Origin of the sequence: Mesorhizobium sp. M7A.F.Ca.US.007.01.2.1 (genome assembly GCF_003998165.1) — a bacterium.
Taxonomy (GTDB): Bacteria; Pseudomonadota; Alphaproteobacteria; order Rhizobiales; family Rhizobiaceae; genus Mesorhizobium; species Mesorhizobium ciceri.
In genome coordinates, this window is the sequence record NZ_RZQP01000108.1 from 1 (window position 1) to 20,153 (window position 20,153).

General features: G+C 64.3%; 19 protein-coding genes. 12 read left to right on the top strand and 7 right to left on the bottom strand.

Annotated features, from left to right (window positions below; translation table 11 throughout):
• The first annotated feature begins 16 nt into the window (after positions 1–16).
• Together EN949_RS19650 and EN949_RS19655 are read left to right on the top strand one after the other, a co-directional pair.
• Positions 17–754, top strand: a complete 738-nt coding sequence (locus EN949_RS19650) for a L,D-transpeptidase (RefSeq protein WP_127371127.1) — start codon at positions 17–19, stop codon at positions 752–754.
• Between the two features lie 260 nt (positions 755–1,014).
• Entirely contained in the window at positions 1,015–1,935 is a 921-nt protein-coding gene (locus EN949_RS19655; protein ID WP_013530353.1) for a bifunctional 5,10-methylenetetrahydrofolate dehydrogenase/5,10-methenyltetrahydrofolate cyclohydrolase, read from the top strand.
• A gap of 12 nt (positions 1,936–1,947) precedes the next feature.
• Here the strand turns inward: EN949_RS19655 and glcF are convergent, their stop codons facing one another.
• From glcF to EN949_RS19680, 4 genes are all read right to left on the bottom strand, one after another.
• On the bottom strand, positions 1,948–3,273 hold the full coding sequence (gene glcF, locus EN949_RS19660) for a glycolate oxidase subunit GlcF (protein WP_127367383.1): 1,326 nt from the start codon (positions 3,271–3,273) through the stop codon (positions 1,948–1,950).
• 10 nt (positions 3,274–3,283) lie between these two features.
• A complete protein-coding gene (locus EN949_RS19665) occupies positions 3,284–4,489 on the bottom strand; it encodes an FAD-binding protein (protein WP_024502329.1) in 1,206 nt (401 codons plus the stop codon).
• Positions 4,490–4,712: 223 nt separating this feature from the next.
• Positions 4,713–6,209 carry an FAD-linked oxidase C-terminal domain-containing protein gene (locus EN949_RS19675; protein ID WP_013530350.1) on the bottom strand — a complete coding sequence of 499 codons (1,497 nt, stop codon included), beginning with the start codon at positions 6,207–6,209 and terminating at the stop codon, positions 4,713–4,715.
• A gap of 128 nt (positions 6,210–6,337) precedes the next feature.
• Entirely contained in the window at positions 6,338–7,660 is a 1,323-nt protein-coding gene (locus tag EN949_RS19680) for a DUF3422 family protein (protein WP_013530349.1), read from the bottom strand.
• Between the two features lie 206 nt (positions 7,661–7,866).
• Between EN949_RS19680 and EN949_RS19685 the strand changes: the two genes are divergently transcribed.
• From EN949_RS19685 to EN949_RS19695, 3 genes are read left to right on the top strand one after another with little or no spacing between them, the layout of a single operon-like run.
• Positions 7,867–8,670: an FCD domain-containing protein gene (locus EN949_RS19685; protein WP_032808722.1), complete on the top strand. Its 804-nt coding sequence runs from the start codon at positions 7,867–7,869 to the stop codon at positions 8,668–8,670.
• A gap of 19 nt (positions 8,671–8,689) precedes the next feature.
• Positions 8,690–9,835: an alpha-hydroxy acid oxidase gene (locus EN949_RS19690; protein WP_064994655.1), complete on the top strand. Its 1,146-nt coding sequence runs from the start codon at positions 8,690–8,692 to the stop codon at positions 9,833–9,835.
• A gap of 27 nt (positions 9,836–9,862) precedes the next feature.
• Entirely contained in the window at positions 9,863–10,636 is a 774-nt protein-coding gene (locus EN949_RS19695) for a metallophosphoesterase (protein WP_127366731.1), read from the top strand.
• 38 nt (positions 10,637–10,674) lie between these two features.
• Here the strand turns inward: EN949_RS19695 and EN949_RS37135 are convergent, their stop codons facing one another.
• Both EN949_RS37135 and EN949_RS19705 read right to left on the bottom strand, forming a co-directional pair.
• A complete protein-coding gene (locus EN949_RS37135; protein WP_013893872.1) occupies positions 10,675–10,806 on the bottom strand; it encodes a hypothetical protein in 132 nt (43 codons plus the stop codon).
• Positions 10,807–11,099: 293 nt separating this feature from the next.
• Positions 11,100–11,798 (bottom strand): type 1 glutamine amidotransferase, encoded by a 699-nt coding sequence (locus tag EN949_RS19705; RefSeq protein ID WP_027162214.1) that lies wholly within the window; start codon positions 11,796–11,798, stop codon positions 11,100–11,102.
• Between the two features lie 88 nt (positions 11,799–11,886).
• On the opposite strand from EN949_RS19705, the gene EN949_RS19710 reads away from it, so the two are divergent.
• The 4 genes from EN949_RS19710 (at position 11,887) to EN949_RS19725 (ending at position 15,965) form a co-directional block, all read left to right on the top strand.
• Positions 11,887–12,534, top strand: a complete 648-nt coding sequence (locus tag EN949_RS19710; RefSeq protein ID WP_013530343.1) for a hypothetical protein — start codon at positions 11,887–11,889, stop codon at positions 12,532–12,534.
• Between the two features lie 31 nt (positions 12,535–12,565).
• Positions 12,566–13,300 carry a 16S rRNA (uracil(1498)-N(3))-methyltransferase gene (locus EN949_RS19715; RefSeq protein WP_127366732.1) on the top strand — a complete coding sequence of 245 codons (735 nt, stop codon included), beginning with the start codon at positions 12,566–12,568 and terminating at the stop codon, positions 13,298–13,300.
• 144 nt (positions 13,301–13,444) lie between these two features.
• The gene (locus EN949_RS19720) at positions 13,445–14,818 is read left to right on the top strand and encodes a glutamate--cysteine ligase (protein ID WP_013530341.1); all 1,374 of its coding nucleotides are present in this window, start codon (positions 13,445–13,447) and stop codon (positions 14,816–14,818) included.
• 100 nt (positions 14,819–14,918) lie between these two features.
• Entirely contained in the window at positions 14,919–15,965 is a 1,047-nt protein-coding gene (locus tag EN949_RS19725) for a DUF937 domain-containing protein (protein ID WP_024502320.1), read from the top strand.
• Positions 15,966–16,125: 160 nt separating this feature from the next.
• Here EN949_RS19725 and EN949_RS19730 read toward each other — a convergent pair whose 3' ends face one another.
• On the bottom strand, positions 16,126–16,416 hold the full coding sequence (locus EN949_RS19730; protein WP_013530339.1) for a DUF1127 domain-containing protein: 291 nt from the start codon (positions 16,414–16,416) through the stop codon (positions 16,126–16,128).
• Positions 16,417–16,594: 178 nt separating this feature from the next.
• On the opposite strand from EN949_RS19730, the gene EN949_RS19735 reads away from it, so the two are divergent.
• The 3 genes from EN949_RS19735 to EN949_RS19745 form a co-directional block, all read left to right on the top strand.
• Positions 16,595–17,551 (top strand): LysR substrate-binding domain-containing protein, encoded by a 957-nt coding sequence (locus EN949_RS19735; RefSeq protein ID WP_013530338.1) that lies wholly within the window; start codon positions 16,595–16,597, stop codon positions 17,549–17,551.
• A gap of 83 nt (positions 17,552–17,634) precedes the next feature.
• Positions 17,635–19,266, top strand: a complete 1,632-nt coding sequence (gene xseA, locus EN949_RS19740) for an exodeoxyribonuclease VII large subunit (RefSeq protein WP_127367109.1) — start codon at positions 17,635–17,637, stop codon at positions 19,264–19,266.
• Between the two features lie 4 nt (positions 19,267–19,270).
• A partial coding sequence (locus EN949_RS19745; protein WP_164782516.1) for a P1 family peptidase occupies positions 19,271–20,153 on the top strand: 883 nt, incomplete at its 3' end.

Sequence of the window (20,153 nt, forward strand, 5' to 3'; positions counted from 1 at the left end):
ATCAAGGTGCGTTACGATGAAGACAGTGTTGTTTCCCGTGCTCGGCGCCGTGGCTGTGTTTGCCGCCGGCGTCACACCCTCAACCGCCGGCGACCGCTATGCCGACAGGCCGCCGGTGATGGTGAGCCCCGACCTTTCCGCACCCTGGGTGCTGCAGCTTGGCCATGCGCCCGGCATCGTGCGCCAGAACCGGCAGGTGGTGCAGCAGCAGCGACATCTGCGCCCGGCGCAGCCCGACCGGGTGCAGACGGCGGCGGTGCAGCCGCCGGCCAAGCGCATGGTCGCGCGTCCCCAGATCAACCCGATCTACCTGCCGCAGGAAGTCGACTATGACGGAGGCCAGAAGCCGGGCACGATCGTCATCGACACCACGCAGAATTTCCTCTTCCTGGTCGAGAAGAACGGCAAGGCAAGGCGCTATGGCGTCGGCACCGGCAAGCCGGGCTTCGAATGGTCGGGTACGCACAAGATCACCAACAAGCGCGAGTGGCCGGACTGGCGCCCGCCGGCGCAGATGATCAAGCGCGAAGCCGCCAAGGGCCGCTATTTGCCGACCTATCTTGCCGGCGGCATGGAGAACCCGCTTGGTGCCCGTGCGCTCTACCTCGGCACCACCGAATACCGCATCCATGGCACCAACCAGCCGTGGACGATCGGCGGCGCGGTGTCGTCGGGCTGCATCCGCATGCGCAATGAGGACGTCGTCGATCTCTATGAGCGGGTCAATGTCGGAACCACGGTCGAGGTGATATAATAGTCCTTGCGAATCACCTGGCCGGCAAAGCAGTCCGCTTTTCGAGGCCAGTTTAGGGATACGGGGGACGGGCCGTATGGGGATGCGGCCGGTCAGGAAGGGCAGCACGGGAAACCGCGCTGCCCTTTCCGTTTTGAGCAGAAATCGAGGGCAAAAGGTCACCCACGCGTCGCGCAACGGGCATAGCGGTTCGCTTTCATGCTGCCCTTTGCCGCGTTCTTTTGCTATCTGGGTGGCAAGTTCCACAAAAGAGTTCACCCATGCCTCTGTCCGAAGACAGCCGTTATCTCAAGGGCGGCCCGGTAGCCCAGCGCATCATCGCCGCCGTTCGCGAGGACGCAGCGATCGCCAAAGCCGAGGGTTTTCCGCCCAAGCTGATCTCGATCACCGTCGGCGACACCGATGCGGTGGATGTCTATGTGCGCAACCAGCGCGCCAAGGCTGAGCTCGCCGGCATCGATTTCGAGGAACGGCGCTTTCCCGCCACCATCACAGCAGGCGAGTTGGAAGCTGCGATCCACGGCCTGAATGCCGATCCGCGCGTTACCGGCATCATCATCCAGCGGCCCGTGCCAGCGCATATTCCGATCAAGACGCTGCAAGCGGCGGTGCATCCGCTGAAGGATGTCGAAGGGATGCATCCGGCCTCGATCGGCAACATCGTCTACAACCAGCTCGATCTCGCGCCTTGCACGGCGGCCGCCTCGGTCGAGCTGCTGAAGGAAACCGGCCTCGACCTCAAGGGACTGGAAGTCGTCATCGTCGGCCATTCGGAAATCGTCGGCAAGCCGATCGCCTTCCTGTTGATGAGCGAGGGCGCGACGGTGACGGTCTGCCACCACATGACGCGATCGGTCGCCGCCCATGCAAGGCGCGCCGATGCGCTGTTCGTAGCCGTCGGCAAGCCGCGGCTGATCAAGGCCGACATGGTCAAGCCGGGCGCTGCCGTCATCGACATCGGCATCAATTCCGAAATCGCCCCCGACGGCTCCAGCCGCATCGTCGGCGACGTCGACACTGAAAGCGTGCGCGAGGTCGCCTCCTGGATCACCCCGGTGCCGGGCGGCGTCGGCCCGATCACGGTCGCCATCCTGCTGCGCAACACCATGGTCGCGCTCAGCCGCCAGCGCGCGCTTTATGAGGCGACCTACGGTACGGCCGACAGGCTTGCGGCGGAGTAAGGACAGGGCGACTTATTCCGCGGCAACCAGGCTTTCTTCCAGAACACCTTCCGGCTTCGGCCCACCATAAGCCCAGTCGAGCAGCTTTATCGTGTGCACCACCGGCATCTTCGCGGCGGAAGCGATTTGCGTGATGCAGCCGATGTTGCCGGTGGCGACCATCGAGGCACCCGTCGCCTCGATGTTTTTCACCTTGCGGTCGCGCAGTTTGGCCGAGATCTCGGGCTGCAGGATGTTGTAGGTGCCGGCGGAGCCGCAGCAGAGATGCCCTTCGCGCGGCTCGCGCACGATGAAGCCGGCCTTGGCCAGCAGTTCTTTCGGCTGGCGGGTGATCTTCTGGCCGTGCTGCATCGAGCAGGCCGAGTGATAGGCAACGACAGTGCCCGGCTTGCGAACCGGTTCGGGCAGGTCGAGGGTCGAGAGATATTCGGTAACGTCCTTGGCCAGTGCCGAGACGCGCGCGGCCTTGTCGGCATAGGCCGGGTCGAGCCGCAGCATGAAACCGTAGTCCTTGATCGTCGTGCCGCAGCCCGAGGCGGTGATGACGATGGCATCGAGCCCGCCCTGGTCGAGGGCGCGTGTCCAGGCGTCGACATTCTGCCTCGCCGAGGCAAGCGCGGCCTGTTCGCGCCCCATATGATGGACCAGCGCACCGCAACAGCCTTCGCCCGGCGGCACCAAGACCTCGACGCCGAGCCGTGTCAGCAGCGAAATCGTCGCCTCATTGATGGCGGGATCGAGCACCGATTGCGCGCAGCCGGTGAGGATGGCGACGCGGCCTCTTTTGGTCCCCTGCCCGGCATGGATGCCTGGCGAGGCCATCGGCGAAGCTGCCGGGATCGAGGCCGGTGCGAGCTTGAGCATCGCACTGAGCGGCTTCAGCGCCGGAACCTTGTCGAACAAGCCTATGAACGGCTTGCCCAGCTTCGCCAGCTTGAGCGCGGCGCGAAAGCGCTGGGGATAGGGCAGTACGAAGGCCAGCATGGCGCGGGTCAGGCGGTCGAGCAGTGGCCGCTTGTAGGTCTCCTGGATATGGGCGCGGGCATGGTCGACCAGATGCATGTAGTTGACGCCCGACGGACAGGTGGTCATGCAGGCAAGGCACGACAGGCAGCGATCGATATGGGTGACGATCTGCTTGTCGGCCGGACGGCCGTTTTCCAGCATGTCCTTGATCAGGTAGATGCGCCCGCGCGGTGAATCGAGCTCGTTGCCGAGCGTCACATAGGTCGGGCACGTCGCAGTGCAGAAGCCGCAATGCACGCATTTGCGCAGGATCTTTTCCGATTCCGCGACATGCGGATCGGCAAGCTGGGCAAGCGAAAAATTGGTCTGCATCGCTGATGTCCTAGGCCATGCGGCCGGGATTGAAGATATTCTTGGGGTCGAATTCCTGTTTCAGGCGGACCGATAGTGCAGCAAGAGCGGGCGGCTGCGGCTCGAACACCGGTAGAGCGGCGCGATGCGAGGGTGCGGCGCGCACCAGCGTCGCATGGCCGCCGCCATGTTTCCTCAACAGCCCGCGCAGCAGAGCGGCTTCCGGATCGCCCTGTTCCATGCGCAGCCAAACCAGTCCGCCCTGCCAGTCATAAAAGGCGCTGACGGCGGCCTGCATGCGCAGCGTCAGGACCATCTGGTGGCTCTGAGAAGGCGTCATCGAGATGCGCCAGACCGGCTTCTCGCTGCCGTCGGCGAAAGGCCTGCAATCGCGAACGTCGCGCCAGATCAGCCGCGAAACCTCGCCGCCAATCTCCTCCAGCGGGCCGGCATTGCCGAGCAGCGTTTTCAGCGCGGCGATGCGGTAGGCGACCGACGGGCCGAAACCCTCGACGCGCAGCAGCGTGGCGGCCTCGCTGCCGAGACTGCCGCTGGCGACGCGCGCGGCGATCCGCTCCGGCAGGTGGGCGGCACTCGATACTTCAGCACTCGAGCCAAGCGCCAGGGCCATGGCGGCGGCCGCGGCATCGTCGAGCAGGCTACGGATGGCGAGCGTGACTTCGGTCTCGGCTGCCGGCAGCACCTTGAAGGTGACGTCGGTGAAGACGGCCAGCGTGCCCCAGCTGTTGGCCATCAGCTTCGACATGTCATAGCCGGTGACGTTCTTGACCACGCGACCGCCCGACTTGAAGGCCTCGCCACGACCGGACACCACATTGATGCCCAGGACATGGTCGCGCGCGGCCCCCGCCTTGAGCCGGCGCGGACCGGAGAGGTTAGCGCCGAGCACACCGCCGATCGTACCTTTGCCCGGTTCGCCACCAAGCAGCGGGCCGTAATCCATCGGCTCGAAAGCGAGCTGCTGGCCGTTTTCCGCCAGCAGTTTTTCGATCTCGGCCAACGGTGTGCCTGCCTTGGCCGACAGCACCAGTTCAGCCGGTTCATAGAGCGTGACGTCAGATAATTTCGACAGGTCGAGCGTGTGTTCGGTTTGCAGCGGCCGGCCGATGCCACGCTTGGAGCCATGGCCGAGGAGTTCGAGCGGCGCCTCTTCCGCCACGGCCCAGGCTATGGTGGAGAGGACTTCGGATGGGGTGGTCGGGGTGAAGGTGGTCATGAAGAGACCGCGCCAGATGCGAGTTCGGATATGCCGAGTTCCTTGGCGCCCCCCTCTGTCCTGCCGGACATCTCCCCCTCAAGGGGGGAGATCAGATGTCGCATATGGCTTCGCCAATCTTCAATGATGACGGAAGGGCGAGGCGCGCAAGCTGCCAATCTCCCCCCTTGAGGGGGAGATGTCCGGCAGGACAGAGGGGGGTGTTCACGCGCCGTCATCACCCTCAAAACCTCGGAATGTCCGGAAACGCCACCTGCCCGCGGTGCACATGCATCCGCCCGAGCTCGGCGCATCGCCGCAGCTGCGGAAATACTTTTCCCGGGTTGAGCAGATGGTTGGGATCGAAGGCGCATTTGACCCGCATCTGCTGGTCGAGATCGATCTGGGTGAACATCTCCGGCATCAGGTCGCGTTTTTCCACGCCCACACCGTGTTCGCCGGTCAAGACGCCGCCGACCTTGACGCAGAGCCGCAATATGTCGGCGCCGAAGCTTTCAGCCTTGTCGAGTTCGCCCGGTACGTTGGCGTCGTAGAGGATCAGCGGATGCAGATTGCCGTCACCGGCATGAAAGACATTGGCGACGCCGAGACCGTATTTTTCCGACAGCTCGCGCATGCCGGCGAGCACGCGCGGCAGCTCCTTGCGCGGGATGGTGCCGTCCATGCAGTAGTAGTCGGGCGAGATGCGGCCGACGGCCGGAAACGCCGCCTTGCGGCCGGCCCAGAAGCTCAGCCGTTCCTGTTCGGACTGCGAAATGCGACAGGTGGTCGAGCCGTTCTTGTAGGCGATCGCCTCGACCAGCCCGATCAGATGATCGACCTCGACGCCCGGCCCGTCGAGCTCGACGATCAGCAGCGCCTCGACATCGAGGGGATAGCCGGCATGAACGAAATCTTCCGCCGCATGGATCGCCGGCCGGTCCATCATCTCCATGCCGCCCGGGATGATGCCGGCGCCGATGATGTCGGCAACGCACTGGCCGCCCTGCTCGCTAGTCGGGAAGCCGATCAGCAGTGCACGTGCCGTCTCCGGCTTCTTCAGGATGCGCACGGTGACCTCGGTGACGACGCCGAGCAGCCCTTCGGACCCGGTCATGACGCCGAGCAGGTCGTAGCCTTCCGCATCGAGGTGACTGCCGCCCAGCCGCACCACCTCGCCATTCATCAGCACCATCTCGATGCCGAGCACATTGTTGGCTGTGAGGCCGTATTTCAGGCAGTGCACGCCGCCGGAATTCTCCGCGACATTGCCGCCGATCGAGCAGGCGATCTGGGAGGATGGATCGGGGGCGTAGTAAAAGCCCTCCTGCTCGACGGCGGTGGTGATGCCGAGATTGGTGACGCCCGGCTGGGCAACGACGACGCGATTGGGAAAATCGATCCCGAGGATACGGTTGAAACGGCTCATGACCAGCAGCACCGCGTCCTCGAGCGGCAGCGCCCCGCCCGACAGCGAGGTGCCGGAGCCGCGCGGCACGACGCGGATGTTGCGGTCGTTGCAGTATTTCAGCACGCGCGAAACCTGCGCCACCGTTTGCGGCAGCACGACGACCAGCGGCAGCTGCCGATAGGCGGTCAGGCCGTCGCTCTCGAAGGCGCGCATGGAATTGGCGGCGTCGACGACGCCCTCACCCGGCACGATGATGCGCATGTCGGCGACGATCTCGTCGCGCCGGCGCATCGTGGCATCGTCTGGTTTCGGCATGGCCAGGCCGGACATCAGCAGCCTCATTTCGCTTGACTGGTCAAAATCTTTTACCAGTGAAGCGCGTTGGGTGCAAATCCTGTAATGGCGGCGAATCCAACTTCAAGGCGGAGACAGGCTTACGCAGCGGCAATCTGCCGCTGCTATTCGCCGGGCGGCTTGCCGGGTTCGGAGTGCATCCGGCGCACGCGGCGCACGCCCCACCAGACCAGCAGGATGGCGACAGGCACCGAAGCAGCGGTAATGATCTCCGGCGCGAAGGCATGGCCGAAGATCGAGGCGCCCTTGGCGACATAGCCGACAAGGCCGACCACATAATAGGAGACGGCGGCGACCGAGAGCCCCTCGACGGTCTGCTGCAGGCGCAATTGCAGGCGGGCGCGGTTGTTCATCGAGGCAAGCAGGTCGCGGTTCTGCTTCTCGACCTCGACATCGACCCAGGTGCGCAGCAGAGTCGTGGCGCGGGTCAGTTTTCGCGATAGATTTTCCTGCCGCTCCTCGACCGAGCGGCAGGTGCGCATTGCGGGCGCCACACGGCGCTGCAGGAACCCGCGCCATGTGTCATAGCCGGGCACAGCCTCTTCCTCGAGTGCGTCCAGCCGTTCGCCGACGATGCCGTCATAGGCGCGGCTGGCGCCGAAACGGTAAAGGCTCGACGCCGCGTCCGCCTCCAGCTCCGCCGCAAGTTCGGTCAGATCGGCCAGCAAGGTCTGGCTGTCCCGTGTCCCGGCGACCTTCATCTCCAGCGTGGTCTGCGCCAGCCGGTCTTCGATGCGGCGGGCGCGGCCGGACAAGGTCAACGCCAGCGGCAGGCCGAGCATGGCCAGCGTCCGATAGGTTTCGATGTCGATAAGCCGCTGCGACAACGCGCCGGTGCGCGCCGGGGTCAAGCCGCGATCGAGCAGCAGCATGCGCGTCAAGCCATCGCCATCCTGGCGAAAATCGGTAACGATGGCGGCGTTTCCGCGCTCGACCAGCGAGTAGCACAGGCTGGTCGGATCGAAACCGGCTATCAGTTGCTCGCTTGCTTGCGTCCATTTGCGGATTTCGAGCCTGATGCCGGAGATGCAGGTTCCCGGCGGGGAAAACCCGTTGCCGAAGGGTGAGTCCTCCTGCGTCCTGCCGCTTTCGGAAAGCGGCCCTTCCCACAAATAGGTCGAGAATTCGGTGTGCCGCTCCCAGCGCAGCGAGCCCTTGCCCCATTTCATGGCATGGTGGCGGGCCTGGCGATCGGGCGCGGCGATGCCGAGGCGCCGCGACAGTTCGGAAAGCACCGCGTGGTCGACGCCGGAGCCGCCCTCCGTCATGAAGGCGAGTTGCATCAGGACGCGTGGCTTTTCGATCAGCGGATGCGGCCGGGCATGAACCTCGCCGAGTGCGCCGGGCCGGCCCTCATGCGCGGGAAAGCCCATGACGCTGCCCTTGGCGCGCGGCTGGAATTCGAGATCGGACGGGTCGTCTGACACGGCTTGTTCCCCGGGGGTTTCCTTGAACCCGCTTGCACTCGCGTCCCTCTAGTGCCAATGGCCTGACGACGCAAACGGCAAAGTTAGCCGAAGATCACGGGATCGGGCGGGAAATCGGCCTGCTTTTTGTCAATTGGATAAATAATTTGACCAGTTGGCGAGGCAGGCTCTATTCTGCGGCATCGGTTCACCTTCCAGGCATTCTGTTGAGCGACATTTTTTCCAGGATCGAGCATTCGCGCACCGCCGACGAGGTGGTGCAGCAGATCGAGAGCCTCATCCTCGAAGGCGTGCTGCGCACCGGCGACCGGCTGCCGGGCGAGCGCGAGCTTGCACGCCAGTTCGACGTATCCCGGCCGATCCTGCGTGACGCCCTGAAGGCACTGGAAGGACGCGGCCTTTTGACGACAAGGCCCGGCGGCGGCACGCATGTCGCCGATGTCATCGGCCAGCTCTTCACCAAACCGGTGACGGACCTGATCTCGATGCACCGCAAGGCAGTGACCGACTATCTGGAATACCGCCGCGAGATCGAAGGGGTTGCGGCTGAATATGCGGCACGGCGCGCCACCCCAGACGACATGGCGCTGCTCGATAAGATCATGGCACGCATGGACGATGCGCACCGGACCGGCGACTTCGACGACGAGGCCGAGATCGACGTCGAGTTCCACCACGCGATCTGCGAATGCGCGCACAACATCATCCTTTTGCACACGCTGCGCTCCTGTTATCGGCTGCTGTCGGAGGGCGTGTTCCAGAACCGGCTGCTGGTGTTCACCGTGCCCGGCGCGCGCGACGCCCTGCTCGCGCAGCACCGGGCGATCCATGCGGCGGTGAAGGCCGGCGACCCGGCCACCGCCCGCCAGGCGGCGATGGACCACATCACCTATGTCGAACGGTCGATGGCGGAGGCCGAGCGCAGCGGCGACTGGCAGCGCGTCTCGCGGCTGAGGTTGAAACAGCGCGTTGACGCCACCGATACAGAACCAGCACGCAAACGCTCCTAGCTATCGAAACGGGAAGCCCATGAGCCAGATCCTGACCATCGCCGACCTCAAGGACCTCGCACGCCGGCGTGTGCCGAAGATGTTCTTCGACTATGCCGATTCCGGTTCGTGGACCGAAAGCACGTATCGGGCCAACGAAGAGGATTTCCAGAAGATCAAGTTCCGCCAGCGCGTCCTCGTCGACATGGACAACCGTTCGCTGGCATCGACGATGATCGGCGAGAAAGTGTCTATGCCGGTGGCATTGGCGCCAACCGGCATGACCGGCATGCAGCACGCCAATGGCGAGATGCTGGCGGCGCAGGCGGCGGAGGAATTCGGCGTGCCGTTTACCTTGTCGACGATGAGCATCTGCTCGATCGAGGATGTCGCCTCGGTTACCACGAAGCCGTTCTGGTTTCAGCTCTATGTGCTGCGTGACAAGGATTTCGTGCTCAACCTGATCGACAGGGCAAAGGCGGCGAAATGCTCGGCGCTCGTGCTGACGCTCGACCTGCAGATTCTCGGTCAGCGCCACAAGGACATCCGTAACGGGCTTTCGGCGCCACCCAAGCTGACGCTGACGAACATCTTCGACATGGCCATCCGCCCGCGCTGGTGCGCCGCCATGGCCGGCACCAAGCGGCGGACCTTCCGCAACATTGTCGGCCACGCCAAGGGCGTCGGCAACATGGCCTCGCTGGCATCGTGGACGACGGAGCAGTTCGACCTGCATCTGTCGTGGAAGGACGTCGCCTGGATCAAGGAGCGCTGGGGCGGCAAGCTGATCCTCAAGGGCATTCTCGACAAGGAGGACGCGCTGATGGCGGCCAAGACCGGCGCCGACGCGATCATCGTTTCCAACCATGGCGGGCGCCAGCTCGATGGTGCGTCGTCGTCGATCGGCGTGCTGGAAGAGATTGCCGACGCGGTCGGCGACACGATCGAAGTGCATATGGATGGCGGCATCCGCTCCGGCCAGGATGTCCTGAAGGCGCTTTGCCTCGGTGCCAAGGGAACCTATATAGGCCGGCCGTTTCTTTACGGCCTGGGGGCGCTTGGCAAGGAAGGGGTTACCAAGGCGTTGGAAATCATCCGCAAGGAGATGGACATCACGCTGGCGCTGTGCGGAAAGCGTCTTGTCACCGACATGGGCAAGGACCAGCTCCGGCGCCAGGTCCCGTGACCGCCTGACCACGGAGACACCGAAAAGTTGGCAGAACCCGGCATCCATTTTCTCGACGCGCATGGGCCGGACGGCATGCGTCTCTATGCGATCGGCGACGTCCACGGCCGGCTCGACCTGCTGGCCGCCATGCATCTGCGCATCAGGGCCGAGATCGAGCAGGAGGCGCCTGCCGACTGGCGCGTCATCCATCTTGGCGACTATGTCGACCGCGGGCCGGACTCGAAGGGCGTCATCGACTTCCTGATCGAAGCGCAAGAGCGAGACCCTCGTCACCTGATGCTGGCTGGCAACCACGACATCGGCTTTCTCGATTTTCTCAAGACCCCTGACCCGGAAGGACTTTTCATCCGGTTCGGCGGCATCCAGACGGCACAGTCTTACGGCGTAACGATCAGTGAAGGCACAAGCGTGTGGTTCGGCAAGGCCGAATCGGCCGTGCGCAGAGGACATCAGGCACTGGTCGAGGCCGTGCCGCAAAGCCACATCGACTTCCTGCGATCGCTGCCGTTTTCCGTGACTTTCGGGGACTTCTTCTTCTGCCATGCCGGCATCAGGCCGGGCATTCCTCTGGAGAAGCAAAACCCGCAGGATCTGATCTGGATCCGCGACGTCTTCCACAACCACCCCGACCTCTATCCGAAGATCGTGGTGCACGGCCACACGCCGGTGCCGGAGGCGGAAGTGATGGCAAATCGCGTCAATGTCGACACGCTTGCCTGGCAATCAGGCATGCTGAGCGCGCTCGTCGTCGACGGCGCGGACAAACGCATCCTGACAATGACGATCAAGGAAGCTTGAGCGCCGCGCGTCGGAGGATGCGAAAGACGCTTCCCGCTTTAGCGCAGCGAGGCGGTGACGCCGTAACCGTCGACGGCGTTGTGGTTGTTGGCTGCGTCGGCGGCATAGATGCCGAGACCGCACAGCACGATGGCGGACAACATGGCAAAGGACAGAAGCGCTGCTTTCACGGAGGTCATCTCTTGTTGAGCTTTCTGCATCTGTGCACCAGGCGGTTACCAATGCGTTGAAACGGAGAATTCGCTTCAAAGTTTCGACGATTTTGCGCTTCTAGGCATGTTCTGTATCAACGGTGTGTCGCGCGGGTCACACAAAAGGTTCATAGCCGTTGCACAGAAGATGCAGAGCGCGCGCCTTCTAGGATGGCGGGCGGACACAAGCCAAGAATGAAACCGTTTTCCCCAGGCGGTTTCACCGCCGCGTGCCAATTATGTCACGCTGGAGGGTACGGAGAGACCAACGCTCAGATGGTCGCTACCCAGGCCCGGGCAATGGCGAGGCCAGCGGCATCCGCATCGGGCCCGTTGCGGGCCATTTCGCCATCGAGCTTGCCGGCCCAGTCGGGATGGCGCGCAGCGATGGTCGGGGCAAAGGACGCGCTCCAGTCCTTGACCATCGGCCGGTCGGCCTCGAAGTGAAACTGGAAACCGTACACGGCGCGGCCGACGCGAAATGCCTGGTTCTCGGCGACATCGTTGCCGGCAAGCCGCACGGCGTTTTCGGGCAACACGAAGGTGTCGTCGTGCCATTGGAAGATCGGGAACTTTGCCGGCAGAGCGCCCAGCACCGGATCGGCCTTGGCGTCAGGCGTCAGCGACACGCCGTGCCAACCGAACTCATTGGCGCCGCCGATACGGTTCTCGCCACCAAAGGCACGAGCGACGAGCTGGCTGCCCAGGCAGATGCCGAGCACGGCGCGATCCTTGTCGGCAAAGTCGCGGGTCAGTTCGAGCAGTGCCGGGAAATAGGGGTACTCATCGTCGGCCAGCGCATTCTGGCCCCCGCCGAGCACCACCATGGCATCATGCCCGGCCGCGTCATCCGGCAGGGGATCGCCCCTGTAAGGGAGACGCAGGTCGAGATCGGCGCCCGCTTCCGCAAGTGCTGCGCCGACCTGGCCGAGGCCGGTATTGTCGTAGTTCTGGACCACCAGCACCCGCATCGCAAAACCCTGCTGACATGAAAAAGCTGCGACGAGCGATATCATGCCGCTCGCATTGCAGCCAAGATGCGTGTCCGGAGAGAAAACTATGCCACTGCAGAACCGGGTCGATCCGTTCGGTATCATCCACGCGGTGCCCGATCGCGGCATGTTCACCGGCAATCGCGGCATCATCCACGATCCCGAGACGAAGACGCTCAAGAAAAAGCGCTGGGCGCTTCAAGCCTGGATCATCTGCGTCTGCCAATTCCGAAATGTGCAGCGCGAACCGATGGGCCGCAACCGGAAGGGCGGTAAAGCGGGCTGGACCGAGCTGTTCTTCCTCGACGAGGTGACCGCATTGGCGGCCGGGCATCGCCCCTGCTTCTTTTGCCAGCGCGAACGGGCCAGGGATTTCGTCGGCCGCTTCGGCGAAGCCTTCGGCATCGCCGAACCGCGCGCGCCGATGGTCGACAAGCGACTGCACAAGGAACGGCTGGCGTCAGGCGGCAAGCCGCCAGTGATTGCGGTTGAAGACCTTGCCGGCCTGCCGGACGGCGCCATGGTTGCGGATGGCGGCACTGTTTATGCCCTGCGTAGCGGCAAGGCACGGCGCTGGTCCTTTGCGGGATATGAGCACCCCAACGATTTCGACATGCTCAAAAGCAAGACACTCTCGCTACTGACGCCGGCCACGACGCTCTGCGTGCTGCGGCACGGCTTTCGGCCGGTGTGGCATCCGACCGCCGAGGCTTGACGCCGGCGGCAGGCTCGCTCATTCCTCGGCGATGCGCGCCAATTACAAAATGCAACGTCTGTTCGTGACCGACGATCTCGCGCCGGACATCGAATTCGACGCCGGCCAACAGCAGAGCCACTATCTCCTGCATGTGCTGCGGCTTGGCGAAGGCGCCGAAATCCTGGTGTTCAATGGCCGCGACGGCGAGTGGTCGGCGGCCATATCGGCGAAGACGAAAAGGGCGGTGCGGCTGAAGGTGTCGGCGCTGCAGCGGCCGCAGCCGCCTCTGCCCGATCTCGTCTACTGCTTTGCGCCGCTGAAGCAGGGCCGGCTCGATTATCTCGTGCAGAAGGCGGTCGAGATGGGCGCCGGCATCCTGCAGCCGGTCATTACCCAGCACACGCAAGTGGCCAAGCCGTCGATCGATCGCCTGCGCGCCAATGTCGTCGAAGCCGCCGAGCAATGCGGCATCCTGGCGGTGCCTCAGGTGCGCGAAGCCGAAAAATTCGACCGCCTGTTGACCGGCTGGGACACAGAGCGACGGCTGATCTTCTGCGACGAGGATGCTTCGACCAACAATCCGCTGGCCGCGCTGCAGGCGGTCAAGGAAAAGAAGCTTGGGCTGCTGGTCGGGCCGGAGGGTGGCTTTTCCGACGATGAGCGCAAGATGCTGCGCGCCCTGCCCTTCGTCACCGCCATTCCGCTCGGCCCGCGTATCCTGCGCGCCGATACGGCGGCGGTGGCCGCATTCGCGGTGATGCAGGCAACGGTCGGAGACTGGTGAGACGTCATCCCTTGCAAGGGACGCAGAGTTCCAGCAACGTTCAATTCCTGTTGACCTGTGGCTCAGGATTTTTCGCTTGATCGTCTGCTGACATTTCGTCCATTTACCGCCGGCGGTCATCCGGCCGCCTCTGAGGGTACCATCATGGCGCGCGATACGACCGATTTCCGCCCGATCGAAGGTGTCGACGAACTCGTCGAGCACCTGGCCGAAGGCAACAAGCCGCGCGACAAATGGCGCATCGGCACCGAGCACGAGAAATTCCCCTTCTATGTCGACGGCAATGCACCGGTCCCCTATGGCGGCGAGCGTGGCATCCGCGCCATCCTCGAAGGCATGCAGGAAAAGCTCGGCTGGGATCCGATCGTCGATGACGGCCGCATCATCGGCCTGGTCGAACCGACCGGCCAGGGTGCGATTTCGCTGGAACCCGGCGGCCAGTTCGAGCTTTCCGGCGCACCGCTGGAGACGATCCACCAGACCTGCCGCGAGGGCAATGCCCATCTGGCGCAGGTGCGCGAGATCGCCGAACCGATGGGCATCCGCTTCCTCGGCCTCGGCGGCAGCCCGAAATGGTCGCTTGCCGAGACGCCGAAAATGCCGAAATCGCGCTACGAGATCATGACGCGCTACATGCCCAAGGTCGGCACCAAGGGCCTCGACATGATGTACCGCACCTGCACGATCCAGGTGAATCTCGACTTCGAGAGCGAGGCCGACATGCGCCGCAAGATGCAGGTGTCGTTGAAGCTGCAGCCGCTGTCGACGGCCTTGTTCGCCAATTCGCCTTTCACCGAAAGCCACCCGAACGGCTTGCAGAGCTGGCGCGGCGACATATGGCGTGACACCGACAACCAGCGCTCGGGCCTGCTCGAATTCTGCTTCTCGCCCGATTTCGGTTTCGCCGACTATGTCGAATGGGCGCTCGACGTACCGATGTATTTCGTCATCCGCGACGACCGCTATCACGACATGACCCACATCACCTTCCGCCAGTTCATGGCCGGGGCCGCGCGCAATGAAGTGCCGGACGGGCTGCCGACAATGGGCGACTGGGCGAACCATCTGTCAACGCTGTTCCCGGATGTGCGGCTGAAGCGCTTCCTCGAGATGCGCGGCGCCGATGGCGGGCCGTGGCGGCGCATCTGCGCGCTGCCGGCCTTCTGGGTCGGATTGCTTTATGATGAGGCCGCACTCGATGCCGCCGAGGCGCTGACCTCGAGCTGGACGTATGAAGAAACGCTGGCGATGCGCAATGCCGTGCCGGAACAAGGCATCTCCGCACCGTTCCGCAACACCACGCTGCGCGAGATCGCGCGTGACGTGATGGTCATTTCCCGCATGGGACTGAAGAACCGTGGCAAGAAGAACCGCGACGGCTACGACGAGACCTCCTTCCTCAACACGTTGGACGAAGTGGTGGCGCGGGGCACCACCAGCGCCGAGGAGATGCTGTCGGCCTATCACACGCGCTGGGGCGGCTCGATCGAGCCGGTTTTCATGGAATACGCCTATTAACCCTCGGATTTGGCAAAGCTGACCGGCCGGCAAAAGTCGCTTCAATCGGAAGTGGAAACAAACTAGGCTTCTTCGGCGAGGATTTCCGGAGGAGACGCCGATGCCCACCTTGTTCGACATGCTGACGCAGGCCCAGAACGGCAATGGCATGCAGGCCCTTGCCCAGCAATACGGGCTTTCGATGCAGCAGACGCAAGCCGCGGTCGCTGCATTGCTGCCGGCCTTTTCGCAGGGGCTGCAACGCAACACCGCCGACCCCTATGGGCTCGGCGCCTTCATGACGGCGATGGCCAGCGGCCAGCACGCCAAGTATTTCGAGGACGCAACCCGGGCCTTCTCGCCGCAAGGCGTCGATGAGGGCAACGGCATTCTCGGGCACCTGTTCGGTTCGAAGGATCTGTCTCGCGCCGTGGCCAGCCAGGCGGCGCAAGCCAGCGGCGTCAATCAGCAGATCCTGCAGCAGATGCTGCCGGCGATCGCCTCGATGGTCATGGGCGGGCTGTTCAAGCAGACGGCAAACCAGATGCAGGCCGCCGGTGGTTTTGGCGGCGGCGGCAACAATCCGCTCGGCGAGATCATCGAGCAGATGATGCGGCAAGGCGGCGGCATGCAGGCCCCGGCGCCGCAGCCGCGCCAGGCGCCGCCGCCCCAGAACCCGATGGACAACCCGCTCGGCAAGGTGTTGCAGGACATGTTCGGCGGCGGCGCGGCTCAGCCACAGCCGCAAAGCCAGACGCAGCCGGCACCCAATCCCTACGGCGACAATCCGCTCGGCAAGGTGCTGCAGGACATGTTCGGCGGTGGCGCGCCTCAGCCGCAGCCGCAGGGGCGGGCGCAGCCGCAGCCCCAGCAGACGCAAAGCCCCTACGGAGACAATCCGCTGGGGAAAATCTTCGAGGAGATGCTGCGGCAAGGTGGCGGTGGCTTAGGCGGCATCCCCGGCGGACAGCCGGCGCCGCAACAGCCTCAAGCGCCCCCGCAACGTCAGGCACCGCAGCCACAGGCCAATCCGAGCGGCCGTCCGAAAAACCCGTTCGACGACCTGTTCGGCAAGATGTTCGAAACCGGCGCCCAGCAGCGTGATGACTACCAGAAGGGCGTGGAGACAATCTTCGACCAGTTTAAGCGGGACATGGACCGGCGGTAGGCGGTCTTCGCTGAGGTAGAAAGAGAAAAGCCCGGTCCTGGGAGGACCGGGCAGAGTGCAGGCGGGCCGGGGGGATCCGGCAGGGAGTGGGAGCCTGCATACTCGTCAGTCGCGTCGAACCCTGAAAAGGTTCACGGCAACCTAAACAACAAGCATCCGATCAGGCCACCTTGCGAGCGAAATCCTCGATCGTTTCGATGCGATCGCTGGCGATCTCGCGCAGCATCGCCGTCGGGTCGCGGCCAAACGGCACGTCGATAGCGACATGCAGGTCGGCGCGCGTCAGGCCGATATCGGCGAGTTCGGCGTCCGACATCTCGCCAAGGCGATAGAAGGCGCGGCGGTTTTTCCAGGCGCGGTAGATGTTGGAGACGGTGTTGGCCACGCGCGTCGCAACGGCCGGACGCGAGGTGATGCGCGAGGTCTCGGTGGCGAAATCGAACGTGGTCATTGTCGGTCTCCTTCAGACTCGAACGGGCAAAGCCTTGCGATCGGCGCTGGCGACAGCGGCCGTTCCGGCTTCGATTCACATGCCTTCATGTGGACAATGCCAATTTGCCATCGGCCGATTGATTAATCCAACGAATGTTTCTAATCTTTACCATCAACACCAGTGATGGATCATATCGATGAAATCGCCGCTCGATCTCGATCAATTGCAGACCTTCATCTCGATCGCCGATACCGGCAGCTTCACGCGAGCAGCCGAAGAGGTGCACCGGACCCAGTCAGCGGTGTCGATGCAGATGCGCCGGCTGGAGGAGCGGATCGGCAAGCCGCTGTTCGAAAAGGACGGACGCACCAACAGGCTGACCGAGGAAGGCGACAAGCTGCTCTCCTATGCGCGGCGGCTGCTCTATCTCAACCGCGAGACCCTGGCGGCCTTCGACGACCGGCGGCTCGAAGGCACGATCCGCATCGGCACGCCCGACGACTACGCCGATCGTTTCCTGCCCGAGATCATGGCACGGTTCACCCGCTCCAATCCGCGCGTCGAACTCACCGTCATCTGCGAGCCGACGCCGGGGCTGGTCGAGCATATCAAGCGCGGCAATCTCGATCTCGCGCTGGTGACGCACAACGACGTACGCGGCCAGTCGGAGGTGGTGCGGCGCGAACCGCTGCTGTGGGTCACCTCGGCCAACCATGCCACGCATGAGCAGGAAACGCTGCCGATGGCCTTCGGCCGGCCGAACTGCATCTGGCGGCGCGCCGCGGTCGATGTGCTCGACCAGCAGAACCGCGACTATCGCATCCTGTTCACCAGTTTCTCGGCCACCGTCATCACCGCCGCGGTTCTTTCCGGGCTGGCAATCTCGGTGCTGCCGGAATGCGCGCTCAGACCCGGTATGCGGGTGCTGGGCGAAGCCGACGGCTTCGGCGCCCTGCCCGATTGCCGCATCGGCATCATGCGCGGCCAGACGTCGCGGCCGGAGATCGTCGATGCGCTCGCCCGCCATATTTCGGAAAGCCTGGACAACATCTCGGTGCCGGTCGGCGAAGACCCCGGAACGTTCGATTTCGCAGCGCTTGCCTTCACCAAGCTGCGGCGAACCAAGCCGAACCAGATCCTGCCCGGCTGGTAGGCAGGGCCAGGTGTGCGGGTTATGAACGGCTGGCCCGACGCAACCGCCTTGACGCGGGCGCCCAACCGTTCCCCAATCGACGGATGAGCGAAGCAGCATCCGAATCACGCACCAACGCCGCCGAATATACGGTGAGCGAGATTTCCGGCGCGCTGAAGCGCACGGTCGAGGACGTTTTCGGCAATGTGCGGGTGCGTGGCGAGATATCAGGCTATCGCGGGCCGCATTCCTCAGGTCATGCCTATTTCGCGCTGAAGGACGACCGCGCGCGGCTCGACGCCGTGGTGTGGAAAGGCACGATGAGCCGGCTGAAGTTCCGTCCCGAAGAGGGCATGGAGGTGATCGCCACCGGCAAGCTCACCACCTATCCCGGCAAATCCAACTACCAGATCGTCATCGACAATCTGGAGCCTGCCGGCGCCGGCGCCCTGATGGCGCTGCTGGAAGAGCGCAAGCGGCGGCTGCAGGCCGAGGGGCTGTTCGACACCGGTCGCAAGCGGCTGCTGCCGTTTATGCCGCGCGTCATCGGCGTCGTCACCTCGCCGACAGGGTCCGTCATCCGCGACATCATCCACCGCATCAAGGACCGCTTTCCGCTGCATGTCCTGGTCTGGCCGGTGCGTGTTCAGGGCGAGACGTCAGGCGCGGAAGTGACAGCCGCGGTCAACGGCTTCAACGCGCTGGCATGGGATGGCGCCATCCAGCGGCCCGATCTGTTGATCGTGGCGCGTGGCGGCGGCAGCCTCGAAGACCTCTGGGGGTTCAACGACGAGGCGCTCGCCCGCGCGGTTGCCGCTTCCGGCATTCCGGTGATCTCGGCTGTCGGCCACGAGACCGACTGGACGCTGATCGACCTCGTCGCCGACGTGCGGGCGCCGACACCGACAGGCGCGGCCGAAATCGCCGTGCCGGTGAAGGCCGACCTCGAAGCAACGCTTGCCAGCCTCGGTGCGCGGCTGAAAGCGGCGGTGCTGCGCAATTTCGAGCGCAAGCGGCAGGCCGCCCGTGCCGCCGCCCGGGCTCTGCCCTCGCCCGATCAATTGCTGGCGCTGCCGCGCCGGCGCCTCGATGAGGCGACATCCAGGCTCGGCCGGGGCCTGTTGGTCTCCACCGAACGCAAGCGTGCAAGGTTTTTTGCCGTGAAACTGACACCGGCAATGCTGTCGCAGCGCATTGCAGAGGCCCGGCGCACCAACGAACGCAATCTTTTGCGAGCACAAGGGGCACTGCGTGCGATGGCAAGAGCCCGGCGTGCGGAGCTTAACCGGGCGGCGGATCAATTGCCAAAATGTGCCAGGGCTTCGCTGCAGCGGCACAAGCAGCAACTGGCCATGCTGCAAGGCCGCATCACGATCGAGCCGACGGCACGGCGGCAACGCGTGCAGAGGGATTTGCTGACAGCTTTGACAAGACGCGGCACGCAAGCAGTGGTGCTCAGGCTGGAGCGCCTGCGCGGCCGCGTCGTCCAGGCCGACAGGTTGATGGCGTCGCTGTCGCACAAGGCCGTCCTGGCCCGCGGCTTTGCGCTGGTGAGGGATGCGGACGGCGCCGTCGTCAAGCAGGCTGCCGACGTGGTGTCGGGAATGGCGCTTTCGCTCGAGTTCGCCGACGGGACCGCCGATGCGGTGGCAATCAGCGGCACGGCAAAACCGAAAGCCGTGGCCAAGCCGGCGGCCAAGGCCAAAGAGCCTGGCAATCAGGGATCCCTATTCTGACACCATGACCGACAATCCGCATCATCTGGCAACGCCCTCAGGCAAACCGCGCGCGCGAAATTTCGGCATCGGCTTCGACGGACGGCCTGGACCGTTCAACGCGATCACCGATGTGCCCGGCGTCGCGGTCGGCTATGCGACGCTGATCTCGGGCGATGGCACGCTTGTCGTCGGCGAGGGACCGGTTCGCACCGGCGTGACCGCGATCCTGCCCAGGCCGCTTGCCGACCTCGCCAACCCGGTCTTCGCCGGGATCTTCAGCCAGAACGGAAACGGCGAACTGACCGGCTCGCACATCGTCGAGGAAACCGGCGCTTTCAACTTCCCGATCACCATCACCAACACGCATTCCTGCGGCGTTTCCCGCGACGGCACGCTGCGCTGGATGCAAAGCGTGCTGCCGGCGGCGCTTGACAGCGGCTGGGGACTGCCGGTGGCGGCGGAGACCTATGACGGCTTCCTCAACGACATCAACGGCCACCATTTGACGTCGGAGCATGTTGCGCAGGCCCTCGACGGTGCCGCCGGCGGACCGATCGAGGAAGGCAGCGTCGGCGGCGGCACCGGCATGATCACCTTCGGCTTCAAGGCCGGCTCCGGCACGGCATCGCGCATCGTCGAATGGCACGGCCGTGCCTATACGGTCGGCGCCTTCGTGCAGTCCAATTTTGGCAAACGGCGCAATATTGCCATTCGCGGCCTGCGCGCCGGGCCGCAACTCGTCGAACCGGCTGTCCGCGAAGGCACACCGCGCGCCGAAAAGGGTTCGATCATCGCCGTCATCGCCACCGACGCACCGTTCCTGCCGCATCAGATGAAGCGGCTGGCCCGACGGGTGCCGCTTGGCGTCGCCATGACCGGAGGCTTCGGGTATCACAGTTCAGGCG